General features: G+C 35.7%; 14 protein-coding genes. 7 read left to right on the top strand and 7 right to left on the bottom strand.

Annotated elements, in window-relative coordinates:
* The first annotated feature begins 226 nt into the window (after positions 1-226).
* Both ACFIJW_RS07195 and ACFIJW_RS07190 read left to right on the top strand, forming a co-directional pair.
* Complete coding sequence (locus ACFIJW_RS07195; RefSeq protein ID WP_375613153.1) at positions 227-586, top strand: hypothetical protein; 360 nt, start codon at positions 227-229, stop codon at positions 584-586.
* A gap of 544 nt (positions 587-1,130) precedes the next feature.
* Positions 1,131-1,496 carry a response regulator gene (locus ACFIJW_RS07190; protein ID WP_345096953.1) on the top strand — a complete coding sequence of 122 codons (366 nt, stop codon included), beginning with the start codon at positions 1,131-1,133 and terminating at the stop codon, positions 1,494-1,496.
* Positions 1,497-1,805: 309 nt separating this feature from the next.
* Here the strand turns inward: ACFIJW_RS07190 and rpsI are convergent, their stop codons facing one another.
* Both rpsI and rplM read right to left on the bottom strand, forming a co-directional pair.
* Positions 1,806-2,291 carry a 30S ribosomal protein S9 gene (gene rpsI, locus ACFIJW_RS07185; RefSeq protein ID WP_015856545.1) on the bottom strand — a complete coding sequence of 162 codons (486 nt, stop codon included), beginning with the start codon at positions 2,289-2,291 and terminating at the stop codon, positions 1,806-1,808.
* A gap of 2 nt (positions 2,292-2,293) precedes the next feature.
* Positions 2,294-2,758, bottom strand: coding sequence for a 50S ribosomal protein L13 (gene rplM / locus ACFIJW_RS07180; protein WP_015856544.1), 465 nt, complete (start codon positions 2,756-2,758; stop codon positions 2,294-2,296).
* A gap of 295 nt (positions 2,759-3,053) precedes the next feature.
* Here rplM and recJ point away from each other — a divergent pair, with 295 nt between their 5' ends.
* On the top strand, positions 3,054-4,838 hold the full coding sequence (gene recJ / locus ACFIJW_RS07175; protein ID WP_375633784.1) for a single-stranded-DNA-specific exonuclease RecJ: 1,785 nt from the start codon (positions 3,054-3,056) through the stop codon (positions 4,836-4,838).
* A gap of 17 nt (positions 4,839-4,855) precedes the next feature.
* Here recJ and parE read toward each other — a convergent pair whose 3' ends face one another.
* The 4 genes from parE to ACFIJW_RS07155 form a co-directional block, all read right to left on the bottom strand.
* On the bottom strand, positions 4,856-6,922 hold the full coding sequence (gene parE / locus ACFIJW_RS07170; RefSeq protein WP_375633783.1) for a DNA topoisomerase IV subunit B: 2,067 nt from the start codon (positions 6,920-6,922) through the stop codon (positions 4,856-4,858).
* 80 nt (positions 6,923-7,002) lie between these two features.
* A complete protein-coding gene (gene lipB, locus ACFIJW_RS07165) occupies positions 7,003-7,740 on the bottom strand; it encodes a lipoyl(octanoyl) transferase LipB (protein WP_375633782.1) in 738 nt (245 codons plus the stop codon).
* Positions 7,741-7,886: 146 nt separating this feature from the next.
* A complete protein-coding gene (locus ACFIJW_RS07160) occupies positions 7,887-8,738 on the bottom strand; it encodes a TPM domain-containing protein (RefSeq protein WP_375633781.1) in 852 nt (283 codons plus the stop codon).
* Positions 8,738-9,364: a LemA family protein gene (locus ACFIJW_RS07155; protein ID WP_375633780.1), complete on the bottom strand. Its 627-nt coding sequence runs from the start codon at positions 9,362-9,364 to the stop codon at positions 8,738-8,740. The genes ACFIJW_RS07160 and ACFIJW_RS07155 overlap by 1 nt, the downstream gene beginning before the upstream one ends.
* Positions 9,365-9,781: 417 nt before the next feature.
* Here ACFIJW_RS07155 and ACFIJW_RS07150 point away from each other — a divergent pair, with 417 nt between their 5' ends.
* The 4 genes from ACFIJW_RS07150 (at position 9,782) to ACFIJW_RS07135 (ending at position 15,991) form a co-directional block, all read left to right on the top strand.
* The gene (locus ACFIJW_RS07150; protein WP_375633779.1) at positions 9,782-10,558 is read left to right on the top strand and encodes a class I SAM-dependent methyltransferase; all 777 of its coding nucleotides are present in this window, start codon (positions 9,782-9,784) and stop codon (positions 10,556-10,558) included.
* 1,319 nt (positions 10,559-11,877) lie between these two features.
* A complete protein-coding gene (gene hutH / locus ACFIJW_RS07145) occupies positions 11,878-13,416 on the top strand; it encodes a histidine ammonia-lyase (RefSeq protein ID WP_375633778.1) in 1,539 nt (512 codons plus the stop codon).
* Between the two features lie 398 nt (positions 13,417-13,814).
* The gene (locus tag ACFIJW_RS07140) at positions 13,815-14,174 is read left to right on the top strand and encodes a hypothetical protein (RefSeq protein WP_375633777.1); all 360 of its coding nucleotides are present in this window, start codon (positions 13,815-13,817) and stop codon (positions 14,172-14,174) included.
* A 449-nt stretch (positions 14,175-14,623) separates the two neighbouring features.
* Positions 14,624-15,991: an amino acid permease gene (locus tag ACFIJW_RS07135; RefSeq protein WP_375633776.1), complete on the top strand. Its 1,368-nt coding sequence runs from the start codon at positions 14,624-14,626 to the stop codon at positions 15,989-15,991.
* A gap of 84 nt (positions 15,992-16,075) precedes the next feature.
* Here the strand turns inward: ACFIJW_RS07135 and ACFIJW_RS07130 are convergent.
* The coding region (locus ACFIJW_RS07130; protein ID WP_375633775.1) for a tyrosine-type recombinase/integrase at positions 16,076-16,359 on the bottom strand (284 nt) is incomplete at its 5' end.

Raw genomic sequence — 16,359 nt, 5'->3', positions numbered from 1 at the left:
TACAAATAAAATAATTGACAATTATTAAATAAACATGTAGCGGATATATTATAAGTTTAATATAACACAAAAATAACAATAAAATAAAATTATTAATTAAATTTTGTATTATATTTTTATTATTAGAAGATAAATATACTTTATCGATAGATAACGGAATGTTTTCTATTTAGAGGGGGCGGTAAAGAAAATTTATTTTACTAAATATTGTAATTAGGTGGTTATGATGAAAATATTCAAGCATTGTATAGTATGTTTTGTTGCAGTAGCGATTTTCTTTTCACAGATTTTAAGAGCCAATGCTGATTCTTTAAATGGCAGATTTCAAAATGCTGGTTTTATTTCTGTAATGACACAGGAAAATAGAGTTATTAAAGCTGTTGATATGATTATTAGCCAGTTTGGAGGACAAGGGGCTGAGAAAAATGTCCAAAAAGTTGCGGGTTTAATGGGGTTGGAGACAGCGATTTTTGGTCTCATCGCATATCTTGTATATTTCTTTACTAGAAAGCCACCGAGTCCTAACAGAGAGACAGGTGGAAGAACATTCGATGCTTTTGCTCATAGTTCATGGGCTTTGAATTAAAAGATATTATCCTTGATAAACTTTGAATTATGCTGTTATTGAATGTTTTATATTAAATAAACCGTGATATTTAATCACGGTTTATTTATTTTTTTTAATCTTAATAACATTGATAAGTTTATCTTTTTATATCATTAAGATATTGTTTTGTGGATGCCAGTATATGGCGCATTAAATTCAGCGAATCAGTTGCTTTTTAAATTTACTTAAATTTTTTCCTCTTCAAAATACGCGTTTGAGCTAAGTTTGTGGTTGATATTTTTTTATGATGAAAACGCGAATGCATTAATTGAGATATCCATAAACTTTGTATATCAATTCAAAAAATACAAGGTCACACAATCTTACGACTATTTGTGGGTTTTATGTTGATGAACTGAATAAGTATAGCGATGCGTCTTACAAATATTTGCAAAAATGCTTTTATTGGAATCTTTTAATCTCTTTGTGGTTTACAATTCATTTTATCATTTTATCTTAAGCAAAGAGAATGTGGATTCATTTCTATTTCTCTATTTTATCTGAGAAGGGTGGAGTTATACGAATGTCAAAAAAAGTCATGATCGTGGAAGATAATGAGCTTAATATGAAGTTATTTCGCGATCTTGTAGAAGCGAGTGGTTATGAAACCGTTGAAACGCGTAATGGTCTTATGGCATTAGATTTGGCGCGTTCATCAATGCCATCTCTTATTCTTGTGGATATCCAGTTGCCAGAGGTCTCTGGAATAGATGTTATTAAACAATTAAAAGAAGATGAAAAACTTCGATCAATCCCCGTTGTTGCTGTAACAGCTTTTGCTATGAAAGGCGATGAGGAGCGAATTCGTGCCAGTGGATGTGAAGAATATATGTCAAAGCCTATTTCTGTCCCTCATTTTATCACAATGGTAAAGCATTTCTTGGACTAAAGCTTGTTAAGTGATGATAGGAAAATATTGAAAAGCTTATAAGATTGCTAAAGTTGTCGCGTAAATATTTTTATGCTTCAGCACGTGGATATATTCAAGTTAGTAAAACAGATTTTAAAAATTGAAACTGAAGTTTTGAATTTTTTCGGTCTATTTTTCTTGCCTTTTATCTTAAGAGAAGAGGTTGTTCTGCATTCTTGTTTTTTTTAATCGGTATAGATTTGTTCCTACATTCATCTAAAAGTCTGTTTTAGCAGTTTAAAAAAGCCCCGTTTTTGTCCGAGGCTTTATGCATTGCAAAAATTGAAATTAACGCTTTGAGAATTGGAAAGAACGACGTGCTTTTGCTTTACCGTATTTTTTACGTTCAACAACACGACTATCACGGGTAAGAAACCCACCTTTTTTCAAGATTGAGCGAAGTTCTGGTTCGTAATAGGTTAAAGCTTTGGAAATGCCATGGCGCACTGCACCGGCTTGTCCGGAAAGACCACCGCCTGCAACGGTTGCAATAATATCAAACTGGGTATCCCTATTTGTTGCAACAATTGGTTGACGAAGAATCATTCTAAGAACAGGACGAGCAAAATATTTGTCAAATTCCTTATTGTTGATCGTGATTTTTCCAGAACCTGGTTTAATCCATACACGTGCAACAGCGTCTTTACGCTTTCCTGTTGCGTAAGCACGTCCTTGTGAATCAAGCTTTTGCACGTGAACAGGAACAACATTTTCATGTGTTTCTGTAATACTTGTTACTATGCTAAGCTCAGAAAGAGAATTAATTTCAGCCATAATCAAGCAATCCTTTTGTTTTTGCGGTTTAAAGCACCAACGTCAAGAGATTCAGGCTGTTGTGCTTCATGTGGATGTTGGCTTCCAGCGTAAACACGTAGATTCTTCAATTGACGGCGACCAAGAGGTCCACGAGGAATCATACGCTCTACCGCTTTTTCAATAACGCGTTCGGGAAAACGCCCCTCAAGAAGTTGACGTGCTGTACGTTGTTTGATTCCACCAATATAGCCGGTATGCCAATAATATTTTTTATCCGTATATTTTTTGCCAGTGAGAGCTATTTTATCTGCATTAATGACAATAACGTTGTCACCATCATCAACATGTGGAGTAAATGTAGCTTTATGTTTGCCACGTAAGCGGTTAGCAACAAATGTGGCAAGACGACCTAAAACAAGGTTTTCTGCGTCAATAATAACCCATTTTTTCACCACTTCAGTTGGCTTTTGTGAAAAAGTTGCCATAGAAGTATCCTTTATTAGAACCCTTTTAATATAAGGGAATTTTTACTGTTTTGCGTTGAAAATTGTTACCATAGCGAAATATTTAACGCATACCACTTATTCTGATATAATGTCTTTTGATTGACGTCAAGAGAAAATAAAAACTTTATAAAACAACATGTTATGAGAAAGGTATTGTAATACCACATTAAAGAAGTTTGTGGACCATTTAAATTTAAAATGAATGTTGCAAAAGACTATTTTATCTTTAACGCATGATTGTATTTTATCGTTCTTCATTATAAAATAAGTAATAATGCAGTGGTCTCGTTATTTTCTCAATGTTGAATCTTCTGCTTGTGGTCAAGCTTGGTTAGATGCCCTTGATGTTCAAGGGATAAATAATGCGCGCGCTATTTCTCAAAAATTTGGTTTTCCAGATCAGTTAGCTCGAGTACTTTCAGCAAGAGATGTGGATGAAGCTGAGGCTGTTGCTTTTATTAATCCAACATTGCGTACACTTATGCCGGATCCAGAAAGTTTTAGGGATATGCAATGCGCTGCAGAGCGTATTGTTAAGGCTCTTCTCAATCAAGAACAGGTTGCTGTGTTTGGTGATTATGATGTTGATGGTGCTTGTTCATCGGCACTCATAGCGCGTTTTTTTCGTTATTTTGGTATTGAAGTCAAAATTTATATTCCTGATCGTATTGTTGAAGGCTATGGTCCGAATGAACAAGCAATGAGGATGCTTGTGCAAGAAGGCGCTCGGTTAATTATCACTGTTGATTGTGGCGCAAACAGTCCAGATGCCGTAAAAGCAGCTAGGCTTGCTGGTGCTGATGTTGTGATTTTAGATCATCATCAAATGTCAGAGATTCATCAAGAAGCTGTTGCTCTTGTCAATCCTAATCGTCCTGATGATTTTTCTAAACAGGGGCATTTATGTGCAGCTGGCGTTGTTTTTGTTACGTTAGCTTGGGTTCATCATTTGCTGCGGAAAAAACAATTCCAAGGACCGCTGCCTGATCTTTTAAGTATGCTTGATCTTGTTGCATTGGCAACTATATGTGATGTCGTTCCATTACAGGGGGTTAACCGTGCTTTTGTGTTAAAAGGGCTTCAAGTTGCTCGTTCTATGCATAATCTAGGAATAACAGCTTTAACAAAGGTTGCACGAATAGGGGAGCCGCTTAATAGTTTTCATTTAGGTTTTTTATTAGGTCCTAGAATTAATGCAGGAGGGCGCATTGGTGATCAAGCTTTGGGAGCACGTTTGCTTAGCTGTGAGAATAAAGATGAAGCGGACAGAATAGCAGAACAATTAGATCGGCTTAATCAAGAACGCCAAGAAATGGAGAACATTCAATTAGCACAAGCGGAATCTTACATTGCATCTCTTTATCAAGATCAAGAAATACCATTGTCACTTGTGATTTCTCATAAAGAATGGCATCCGGGAATTATTGGTATTCTTGCTTCCCGTCTCAAAGAGCGTTTTTTTTGCCCTGTTTTTGCTATTGCTTTGAAAGAAGATGGAAATGGCGTAGGGTCGGGACGCTCAATTAATGGTATAGATTTAGGAGCACTCGTTCGTGAAGCTGTTACATTAAATTTATTAGAAAAAGGAGGGGGACATAGTATGGCAGCAGGAATTACAATTCAATCAACAAAAATTGAAATTTTTCGAAAATGGCTAGAAGAAAAAGTTTCTTTAATGGTTTCACAGTTGCGTGCAAAAAAATCTCTTAGTATAGATGGTTCTCTTTCTGCTTCTGGTGTTAATGAAGCGCTGTTTGAATTGCTTGAAAAAGCAGGGCCATTTGGGGCAGGGAATGCAACACCTGTTTTTGTTCTTCCCTCTCATCGACTGGTGAATCTATCTGAAGTTGGTAAAGGACATCTTCGCCTCATTGTATCTAATGTTGAAGGAAAAAAACTACAAGGAATAGCTTTTCGTGCTGTAGGGACATCGCTTGGTGATTTTCTTTTTGAAAATATTGGTGAAATGATTCATTTAGCTGGTCATCTTAGTTTGAATTATTGGAATGGAACGATCAATCCGCAACTGCGCGTGATTGACGCAGCTGCAGTGGTTTGACAGGGATATTTTTTACATTAGATGTCTAGATTAGAAGCAAAAGTAGAGTTTTCTTGTATGAAACGAAATCGTGCTTCTGGTTTTGTTCCCATGAGACTTTCTACAGTCTTTTTCGTTTCTTGCATTTCCACGGCATCAATAGAAACACGAAGCAATGTACGTTTTTGAGGATGCATAGTCGTTTCTTTAAGTTGTTCTGCGCGCATTTCACCCAGCCCTTTAAAACGCCCGATTTCGATTTTAGCTTTTCCAGTAAATTCAGTTTTGAGCAATTCATCCTTATGAATGTCGTCACGAGCATAAGCAACTTTTCCTCCTTGCGATATTCTATAAAGGGGAGGGACGGCAAGATATAAATGTCCCTGATGAATAAGGTCAGGCATTTCTTGAAAGAAGAAGGTAATGAGCAGTGACGCAATATGAGCACCATCAACATCAGCATCTGTCATGATGATAATACGTTCATATCTGAGATCTTTTTCACGATACTTGGAGCGTGTTCCACATCCAAGAGCAAGGATAAGATCGCTAATTGTTTGGCTTGAGTTCATTTTTTCATGTGCAGCATTGGCGACATTTAAGATTTTACCACGAAGAGGTAAAATTGCTTGGTTTGCTCTATTTCTTGCTTGTTTAGCAGATCCTCCTGCAGAATCTCCTTCAACAATGAATAGTTCAGCACCCAAAGCATGGTTCTGGCTACAATCTGCAAGTTTACCGGGCAGACGTAATTTACGGACAGCAGTTTTTCGACTTATTTCTCTATCTTGGCGTCGTTTAACACGTTCTTCAGCACGTTCAATAACCCAATCGAGAAGTTTTGTTGCTTCTTGTGGGGAATTTGCTAACCAATGATCAAAAGGATCGCGGATTGCATTCTCAACGATACGCTGTGCTTCAATGGTTGCTAATCGATCTTTTGTTTGTCCAACAAATTCAGGGTTACTGATAAAGACTGAAAGTATTGCGGCTGTTGAAATCATAATATCGTCAGACGTAATAATCGTTGCGCGCTTGTTTCCTATTAACTCAGCGTAGGATTTCAATCCACGCAAAAGAGCTTGACGTAATCCTATTTCATGTGTTCCGCCTTCTCCTGTAGGAATCGTATTGCAGTAAGATTGCACACAAGAATCACCACCATGCCAAGCGATAGCCCACTCAACGGAGCCATGGCCATTATTGTGTTGTGTTTTGCCAGAAAAAATTTCTGACGTTACTCGATATTCATCTTTTAGTGACGAAAGTAAATAGTCTTTAAGCCCATCGGGAAAATGAAAAACAGCTTTTTCAGGAATATTTTTTGCGCCTTCAAGTATGACGGGATCACAAGACCAGCGAATTTTTACGCCACCAAAAAGATAGGCTTTGGAGCATGTCATCTTATAGATTTTTTCTGGATCAAAAGCTGCTTTTTCACCAAAAATTTCATGATCAGGATGAAAACGAACGCGCGTACCACGACGATTATAAACATCTCCCAGATCTTCCAATCCAGATTGAGGAATACCACGTGAGAAACGTTGGCGGTAAAGTTTTCGTTCTCGTGCAACTTCAACTTCCATATCATCAGAAAGAGCATTGACGACAGAAATTCCTACTCCATGAAGTCCACCTGCAGTTTGATAAGCCTTTCCATCAAATTTTCCCCCTGAGTGGAGTTGTGTCATAATAACTTCAAGAGTCGATTTCTCAGGCATTTGAGGATGATTTTCAACAGGAATACCGCGTCCATTATCTGTAACGGTTATATAACCGTTCCTATCTAATGAGACCTCAATAGAATCTGCATAACCCGCAACAGCTTCATCCATCGCGTTATCAATAATTTCGGAAAATAAATGATGAAGCGCTTTACTGTCTGTTCCACCAATATACATTCCAGGGCGTAAACGTACAGGCTCTAAACCCTCAAGAACTCGAATAGAGAGGGCATTATAGTCATCTTCTTGCGTATCTTTTGCACTTTTTCTTGAAATCATCGCGTTTGATTTCATTGGAGACTGCAGAGTGTTTTCTTTTGTATTTACCCGAGATTGGGCTTTATTTAAAACACTAAAAAGATCCTTTTTGTTATCGCTCATAGCGTTTAACTATCCACCTCATAAAATCAAATATTATTAAAATAATTTTATGCCTGTTTTTTATTTAAAAATCAATGCACTTAGGAAACATCGATTGTTGGGCCAAAAATTTGTTCAAAAGCGTGTTTGAGAGCAATATCAACATCATGTATTGCTACATGGCAACCGAGATTAAGAAAGCTTGTTACACCGTGGTTTGTAATTCCACAAGGAACAATTCCTGAATAATGGGCTAAGTTAGGATTAACATTGATAGAAACTCCATGAAAACTTATCCATTTGCGCACTCGAATGCCAATAGCTGCAATTTTATCTTCGGAAGAAAGATCATTTTGTTTTGATGGGCAATGAGACTGTTTAACCCAGACACCAACGCGATCTTCTCTGCGTTCGCCTTTAATATTAAAGTTGGCAAGCATCTGTATGATCCATTCTTCTAATGCACTAATGAAAGCACGAATGTCTTGTTTTCGGCGTTTAAGATCAAGCATGATATAAGCAATACGCTGTCCTGGACCGTGATATGTAAATTCACCTCCACGTCCTGCTTCATAAACAGGGAATAAATTAGGCGCTAAAAGATCTTTTTTATTTGCACTCGTTCCCGCTGTATAAAGGGAAGGGTGTTCAAGAAGCCAAACTTGTTCATGCGCGGTTTTTGCAAGAATTTTTTCTACACGTTCTTGCATATAACGCAGAGCTTCAGGATACTCAACTAGATGATCACTTATCTTCCATTCAACGGGTGGATTTCCTAGAATTGCATTAAAATGATGTGATAAGTGATTACGATCCGTATGTTTCAATTCAAATGTCATTGGTAATATTTATCTTGATGTTTGAGTTTATTTTGTAATCAATAAAAGTGATTACAGAGTAAGGTATAGAATTGTTGAATAAAAGAGAATACGTTCATAAATTTTATCTTAAGAAGATTTGCTACGCTTAAAAATCCACGTTCCTTTTACCATCTTCCTGTTGCACCACCACCACCTGATGATCCACCACCACCCCTAAATCCCCCTCCACCTCGAGGACCACCGAACCTTCCACCAGGATATCTGCCACCGGCACTTAAGTTAAGAAACCAAGGTGTGAAGATGATCCCCAGCCAGAGATACTTTTGTGGACCCACTTTTTTACCAAAAATCATTGCAAGAATGGGCAAACCAACGACTATAAAGAGAATGAGAAACATGATTGTATTTATAATTATTTCTTCTTTTTCAGCTTGTTTACGTTGTTCTTCAACGATTTTAGCTTTTTCTTTGATGCGAAAAGTAAAATCAGAATCACTTTCTGTAATAACTTTGATAATTGCATCAACTGCTTCAGCAATTCCTTTTTGATAATTTCCTTCACGAAAATTAGGAATCATGAAGCTATTAATAATGACAGAGGAAAGAGCATCTGTTAGCTCTCCTTCCAAACCATATCCTACTTCGATACGTGCTGTGCGTTCATTCGGTGCAATGACCAGTAATACACCATTATTGATCTTCTTTTGGCCTAATCCCCATGTACGAAAAAGAGAATTGCTGTATGTTTCTATATCATTGCCAGAAAGAGTAGGGAGTGTCACAAGAACAATTTGATCTCCCGTTTTCTCTTCGAGTGCTGCCAGTTTTTTTGTCAAGTCTTCCTTGGTTGCATTATCGAGCAAATGAGCCACATCATTAACATAACCTGTTAAATGAGGAAATTTTATTTGCGAACAAGCGATACTTCCCAATGCAGCAACTAAATACAGAGAGCAGATAAAAGCCCATAATTTTGGAAATACAATACGTTGCAAAGAGTATCGAAATGATTTCATTAATTAAAATTAACCTTTGGTGTTTGTTGGCTATCAGTATCGATGGTAAAAGTTGGCATAGGTTTAGCATCACGAAACCATAATTTTGCCCAAATCATCGTCGGCATTGTTTTGAGTGCAGTATTGTAGGCACGTACTGTTTCAATATAATCGCGGCGCGCAACGGAAATACGGTTTTCTGTTCCTTCTAATTGTGATTGAAGAGCAAGAAAGTTTTGGTTTGCTTTAAGATCCGGATAGTTTTCAACAACAGCCATAAGCCGCGAAAGTGCACTTGATAAATTTGCTTGATTTTTGAGATATTGCTGCATAACTTCTGGATTATTCAACATATCTGCATTAATGTTGACTTGCGTTGCTTTGGCGCGTGCTTCAATTACATTTGTGAAAACGCTTTGTTCATGAGCTGCGTAAGCTTTAACTGTTTCTACAAGATTGGGAATGAGATCTGTACGACGTTGATATTGATTGAGCACTTCACTCCATGCTGCATGTGCTTTTTCTTCATTTGTTGGTATCGTATTAAATCCGCACCCACTTAAAAATGGCACTAACCATGCCAAAAAAATCACGATTGGAAATTTTTTTAATATTTTAAACATTGAAGAAGTTTGTACATTTAACATAAAGATGTCTCCACAGATATTTTATGTATTATATAGGGTTTATTTTCTTGGTGGAAAGTATTTTGAACTTTATAAACAGGCGTATTTATCAATAAATTGACATCTCTATGCGTTTTAGGTACGCTTAAGTGACTTGTTGATATTAAAATAATAATAGTAATATAGATGTCATCTTATAAAAGATCAATAATATTTATATCAATTATTATTACAGAAAATTATATTATTTTTGTAGGAGTTTGGATTTCGCAACGTGCAGATAACAATTGGAAAAGAGAAAAATGTAAGTATCAATCTTATGGAAAGATAGAAGGTCAGGGCAGTTCTTATTTTCCTCCTTTAGAAGTTTTAATACATTGGATAAAAAAGGCTTTTTTATTATGTATGGTAGTAATTGAGAAGGAGGGTGAAAGTCCTATGATAGAAAGTGTTCAGCGGCAAAGTGAAAAGTTTGATGGATTGGCTAATGATTATGATCGTTATCGTCCTCGCTATCCCCTTACTTTATTTAAAACCATGCTTCATCCTTTTAAGAACAAAAAGCATTTGTCCATTGTGGATGTGGGTGCTGGGACAGGCATCGCATTAGAGGGAATTGTTAAATTTTTAGGAAATGAGCACCAATATCATGCTATCGATGTATCGGCAGATATGATTAAGCAGGGGCGAAAAAAAATTCCTACGGTGCAGTGGTATCAGGGCCGTGCCGAAGACCTATTGCCTCAAATTGGCGAGGTTGATCTTGTCATTGCAGCGCAAGCGTTTCAGTGGATGGATCGTTCTAAGTTGCTTTGTTCTGTTTCAGATCAACTTCGGGTCAATGGTGTCATGGCGGTTATTCAAAATAATCGCGATTTCCAGCATAGCGAATTTCTAGAGGCTTATGAGACATTGTTAGAGAAAATGAGTCCGAACTATTCTCGGTATTATCGTAATTTTGATTTTTTACAGGAAATGAGTGATGGCTTTGGGGTAGATCCAGAAAAGATTTTTTTTCATACGCACAATTGGACGATGATGATCCCATCTGAAGCTTTTATTGGAATGAGCCGCTCTTCAACGCAAGCGCAACGCGCTATTGCTTTCTATGGGGAAGAATATTTGCGGCAATTGGTCGCATTGATAAAGAAATATGAAGTGCAAGGCAATTTGGAGCTTTTGTATCGAAGTGAGCTCTATATGTATGCAGGATAATCCGATATCGATGATTGCTTTTGCTCTTTTAGCACATCAGAGTGGGCGGTATTCAGGAAATTAACGCATTATTAAGGCAGACTTTGAGGGGGAAAGTTTTTTTCTTCAGCATTCACATTGACATCTTATTACCGCTGATTTTCATTGTTCATTTAATATGAGAGAGTTTAAATAGAAAATTTATGCACTGCATTATAGCATCGAAGCGCTTTCTTTACTGCAGTTTAACAACAGATTATTTTATAAAATGGAAAGAGGTAGATTGAATAGAAATGTTTGATAATTCTTTGTTTTTATGATTGCTTTTTATTATTAAATGAGAGTGTTTTTAATAAATTTTGACAAAAATAACTGAAAAAGTACAAAAAATTATCATAATCAGAAATTTGTAGTAAAAAAGGTAATGGCTTGGAAGAACCTTTAAAAAACAACTCATTTTGAATTTATCTCTAAATTCAGATTGAATATAACAAAAAGTAAAATATAAATATGCTATATGAAGCATTTCTCTTTTTAGAAGATATAATATAAAAACAATATATTAATTAATTTTTTTTTGATATAAGAAAACTTCTTTTATTTTCTATTTTAAATAACGGGTTAGTCCGAGTCTTATGTGGTTTTATTGAAGATGTGTTTTTCAAGGTTTAATCTGGCGCTTTAAATACAATTTTAGAAGTGGCAAATAAGCTCAATTTTTTCTCTGTTGTGATGTGTTGAATAAGTTTTTTAATTTTCTATAGAGTTTAATTTTTGCAATCATGATAGATTGTGGCAGCTATCTATTTAAGGTTTTTATAAGTTTAGTAGGAATAGCTTGATGATAAATCCATTGAGTTCTCCATCTTTACGCTTCATAAAAGAATAAGCCTGCACCATCACACACTTTGTCATTTTCCAATGTTGTGACAGCCCTTGACATGGTTTATAAGAGGAGTTTTTAGTCCTTTTTTGTACAGTTTTATCCATACGACAATCTCGCTTATGACGTGCAAGCGAATGGTTTTGATTGATTCAACATACACAGATTTGGAATGAAAGAATCTTAAGATATTCCGCTCTCTCATTTAATATTAATAATGCTAGATCATGATTATAAATTAATGTGTTGTCTATTTTTGAAATCCATGACCTTGGTTGAGCTTGTCAATATTTCATTTTTATTTATCGTAAACTATTCTACTTTTGAATAATGACTCCACTGTAAGGAATGTCTTTAAGAAAGCATTCTCGTTTTAAAGAGTCGTTATAGTTTTTTTGTTTTATAGAAGGATCAATAATGCTAAACATTATACTTTGATAAAAAAAGAAAGTAAATTATGACTATTATACTGAAACCGAGCGAAGTGACGCTTAGTGAACTTGCAGCTATTTATTTTAATGGTGAAGTGAGTAAACTTCATAATGACACGCATTTAGCTATCAAGAAAGGGGCTCAGCGCATTGCTGAAATTGCTGCTGGAAGTGAGCCTGTGTACGGTATTAATACTGGTTTTGGGAAGTTGGCTTCCATTAAAATTGATGCGGACGATGTAGCTGTTTTACAGAGAAACCTTATTTTGTCCCATTGTTGTGGGGTAGGAGAGCCTTTAGCTGAAAATATTGTGCGTTTGATAATGAGCTTAAAGCTTATCTCTTTAGGAAGAGGGGCTTCAGGAGTTCGTCTAGAATTAGTAAATTTGCTGGAAAATATGCTTGCAAAGGGCGTCATTCCTGTCATCCCTGAAAAAGGATCTGTTGGTGCTTCAGGTGATCTAGCTCCACTTGCTCACATGGCGGCTGTTATGATGGGAGAAGGGGAAGCATTTTTTCAAAATATTCGTATGAGTGGGGCGGTTGCATTAGAGAAAGCGGGATTGTCCCCTATTATTTTAGAGGCAAAGGAAGGTCTAGCTCTTATTAATGGGACTCAAACATCAACAGCCCTTGCACTTGCTGGTCTTTTTCGAGGTTATCGGGCATTGTGTGGTGGATTGTTGGCAGGGGCTTTGACGACAGATGCTATCATGGGATCAACGGCGCCATTTCATCCTGATATCCATATTTTACGAGGACATTATGGGCAGATTGCTGTATCGAAAACATTAGAAAAGCTTGTAGAGGATTCAGAAATTCGTGCAGCACATTTACGGGGGGATGAGCGTGTACAAGATCCTTATTGTATACGTTGCCAGCCACAGGTCATGGGGGCATGTTTTGATATTTTGCTGGCAGCAGCAAAAACACTGATTATTGAAGCAAATGCTGTTACAGATAATCCATTGATTTTAAGGAATGGTGAAGTTGTATCAGGTGGGAATTTTCATGCTGAACCTGTAGCGTTTGCTGCTGATCAGATTGCTCTTGCTTTATGTGAAATAGGATCTATTTCTCAACGGCGTATTGCTCTTATGGTTGATCCAGCAGTTTCTTATGGACTTCCAGCCTTTTTAGCACATAATGCGGGTCTTAATTCAGGTTTTATGATTGCTGAAGTAACAGCGGCAGCTTTAATGTCTGAAAATAAGCAAATGGCCCATCCTGCTTCCGTTGATTCAACCCCAACTTCTGCCAATCAAGAAGATCATGTTTCAATGGCTTGCCATGGAGCGCGTCGGTTATTGGTAATGAGCGAAAATCTTTTTACACTTATTGGCATTGAAACGCTTGTTGCAGCACAAGGAATTGAATATCGTGCACCTTTAAAAACAAGTACTTTTTTGCAATCTGTTATGGAATGTCTACGAAAAAATGTTGCTTCTCTTAAGGAAGATCGCTATCTGGCTCCAGATCTTCATCAAGCACATATACTTGTGCGTGAAGGGCACTTATTATCTGTTTTACCAGAAACAATTTTTCCTTCATTAAGTTTTCAATAGTATTTGTTTTAAGGTCAATGCTGAAGGGGGGATATTGAATTTTGAAACTTCCTCATATGAAAATATAGAGGAGCAATACTATATTTGAATTATTTAATAAATTATATATTTATTACTGTATATATCTGATTTTTGTAGTTAACTAGATATTTTGTTATTTTATATAAACTATAAAATTAAAGCACCTATATTTTCTGATTTATATCAGAAATTTTAATATAAGTTAAATAATATATACGAATTATATATTCGTGATATTGTATTTTTATAAATATAAATTATGATATATCTATTGTATCAAGTAAAAATAAAATTTTTATTTTATATTCTTCTTATTTTTAATACTTTATGAATTTTATAGTTCATTTTTGATATTTAAAATAAAAAAGGAGAAAAGAATGTTTAAAAGTGCTAAATTATGTGTTTTAATAACACTTCTTTTTTTCTCTCAAATTCTTGAGATTCATGCAAATTTTAGGAGAGCTAGCTTTCCAGAGGAAGTTTTCATTATGATAGTGGCTCAAGAGAAAGAGCCTCTTATTTCAGCGAAAAACAAAGATTTTATTGCTATCTCAGGGCAAATTCCCAGAGGTAATGAGAACGCTATCATCGGACCAATAATCAAAGATGCTCTTTTTATCGTATATTTTTTTTTCATTGGAAAGCTTGTCGTTAAGGCAGCTGGAGTCCTTAAAAGATGGGTTGTAGATAGATTTTCTCATGCTTTTGAAAACTTGCGAGATTCGTATTATCATTAATTGAGCTATTCAATTGGCGTAAAAAGTTTGTTTTATGGGCTCAAAGAAAGTTTGCTTAAAGTAACAAAAAATTAATTGTATGCATAGTTAATGTGTTTGTTATGAATTTTTAGGCTTCTATTTCAGTGCACCGAAATAGAAGCCTAAAGTTTAGATTACATTAAGGTTAATTTTCTCTGTAAAAAAACTAGAGAATACGAAATGAATTAAATGACAATTATGAAAAAATTCATTATCACTTTATTTGAATAAAATAATACGAAATTGCAGGCTATAAAAGCTGAATAATTCGCAATAAAAGTATTTTTTCATTGTTTAGAGCAAAGTGTTGGACTGGCTGGTCTTCGATGTTTTTTGAAATATATTTGTGAAAGAAACATGAGGCTTTATTTCTCATAGAGCTGTTATCGTGGTGTGGATTGTCAGCATTTCAAAAAGTAAGGAAAGAAATGGCAATAAATGAACTGAAAAGAGGGATGAGTAAGCGCCAAGTTATTTTTTTAGCTCTTGGTTCTGCTATTGGAACAGGTCTTTTTTATGGGTCTGCACAGGCAATTAAGCTTGCGGGTCCCAGTGTTTTGATTGCCTATTGTATTGCTGGTTTAGCTATTTTTATGGTTATGCGGGCTCTAGGAGAGATGATACTTCATAATCCATTGCCTGGTTCTTTTGCTCGTTATGCGGCAAATTACATATCACCATTAGCAGGTTTTTTAACGGGATGGACATATGTATTTGAGATGATTCTTGTTGGTTTGGCTGATATTACAGCTTTTGCGACTTATATGGGGTTTTGGTATCCTGATGTTGCTCCTTGGGTATGGGCACTGAGTATTACATTAATCATCACAGGTATTAATTTAGCTGCTGTAGAAGTCTATGGTGAACTAGAGTTTTGGCTATCTTCTATTAAAGTTATCGCTATCATTGCGATGATTATTTTAGGAATAGCAATTATTTTTTGGGGGTGGGGTGAAGGTACAGATTTTTCTACCGTTACTGTTCATAATTTATGGAAAAATGGTGGACTTTTTCCCAATGGTTGGTTTGGTTTTTTAGCTTGCTTTAGTGTTGTTGTTTTTGCTTTTGGTGGCATAGAAATCATTGGCATGGCAGTCATGGAAGTTCAAAACCCTCATCAAACGATTTCAAAGGCAATTAATTCTACTCCAGTTCGTATTTTGCTTTTTTACGTCATGACGTTAGCTATTTTAATGTCTCTTTATCCTTGGAATGAGATTGGTCTCATGGATAGCCCTTTTGTATCCATTTTTGAAAATCTTGGGATTTCATATGCAGCAAATATTTTAAATATTGTTGTTGTTACAGCGGCTATTTCAGCAATGAATAGTGGAATGTATGGTGCTTGTCGTATGATCCATGGTTTATCGCAGGAAGGTTATGCTTTAAAAAAGTTTCAATATTTATCAAAAAACGGTATACCAGTTTTTGTTATTTTGATGATCTTTGGTATTTTTCTTCTTGGTGCTGTCCTTAATTATTTTTATCATGAAAAGCTTTTTTTTCTTATTGCTGCAATGGCAACATTTGCGACAGTTTTTGTTTGGATGATGATTCTACTTTCACAATTTTTTATGCGAATTAAGATGCCTAAAGAAGCTCAGAATGGTTTAAAATTTCCCATTCCATTTTGGCCAATAGGATCGATTTTTTCTATTTTATTTATGGTTTTTATTTTTATTCTCCTATGGTACTTTGATGAGACACGACCAGTTTTAATTATAGGTGTTATTTGGATTGCTTGGCTTGTTATTTGTTTCTATGCACTTAAACTTTATAATTTTAAGCAACGGTAACAAATAATAATTAAATCAAAAAGTTATATTTGTAGTAAGGGATTAGGTGCTTATTGATTCTATTATGTTTTTTTATCTCTATCCCTAACTTTTTTGGAGCTTTTGTATCGATTCAAGGGAGAGTTTTTTGCGATCTGCGCTCTTGGTATAAAGAGATGCCATACTGTCATTTGTCCAGCCAAAGAGTGCTTTCAATTGTGATACTGTTGCACCAGAGTTAGCTGCGCGTGTTGCTGCTAATTTTCTTAAGCCATGCGCTGATTTTTTGATACCTGCTTGGGTACAAGCATTATAAAATGTAATTCCGAAGCTTTTTTTGGGTATTTTTTTCCCGCGTTTACCACAAATGAATGTTTCTTCTCCAATAG

This window comes from Bartonella sp. MM97QHHN (assembly GCF_042194285.1).
Classification (GTDB): Bacteria; Pseudomonadota; Alphaproteobacteria; order Rhizobiales; family Rhizobiaceae; genus Bartonella.
This window is presented reverse-complemented; position numbering and strand designations above follow the sequence as displayed.

Bases quoted from the DNA above. Each gene is read 5' to 3' on its own strand.
- ACFIJW_RS07190 (WP_345096953.1), top strand. From the start codon at position 1,131: ATGTCAAAAAAAGTCATGATCGTGGAAGATAATGAGCTTAATATGAAG.
- recJ (WP_375633784.1), top strand. From the start codon at position 3,054: ATGCAGTGGTCTCGTTATTTTCTCAATGTTGAATCTTCTGCTTGTGGT.
- ACFIJW_RS07140 (WP_375633777.1), top strand. From the start codon at position 13,815: ATGTTTAAAAGTGCTAAATTATGTGTTTTAATAACACTTCTTTTTTTC.
- ACFIJW_RS07195 (WP_375613153.1), top strand. From the start codon at position 227: ATGAAAATATTCAAGCATTGTATAGTATGTTTTGTTGCAGTAGCGATT.
- ACFIJW_RS07135 (WP_375633776.1), top strand. From the start codon at position 14,624: ATGGCAATAAATGAACTGAAAAGAGGGATGAGTAAGCGCCAAGTTATT.
- ACFIJW_RS07160 (WP_375633781.1), bottom strand. From the start codon at position 8,738: ATGAAATCATTTCGATACTCTTTGCAACGTATTGTATTTCCAAAATTA.
- lipB (WP_375633782.1), bottom strand. From the start codon at position 7,740: ATGACATTTGAATTGAAACATACGGATCGTAATCACTTATCACATCAT.
- ACFIJW_RS07150 (WP_375633779.1), top strand. From the start codon at position 9,782: ATGATAGAAAGTGTTCAGCGGCAAAGTGAAAAGTTTGATGGATTGGCT.
- parE (WP_375633783.1), bottom strand. From the start codon at position 6,922: ATGAGCGATAACAAAAAGGATCTTTTTAGTGTTTTAAATAAAGCCCAA.
- hutH (WP_375633778.1), top strand. From the start codon at position 11,878: ATGACTATTATACTGAAACCGAGCGAAGTGACGCTTAGTGAACTTGCA.
- rplM (WP_015856544.1), bottom strand. From the start codon at position 2,758: ATGGCAACTTTTTCACAAAAGCCAACTGAAGTGGTGAAAAAATGGGTT.
- ACFIJW_RS07155 (WP_375633780.1), bottom strand. From the start codon at position 9,364: ATGTTAAATGTACAAACTTCTTCAATGTTTAAAATATTAAAAAAATTT.
- rpsI (WP_015856545.1), bottom strand. From the start codon at position 2,291: ATGGCTGAAATTAATTCTCTTTCTGAGCTTAGCATAGTAACAAGTATT.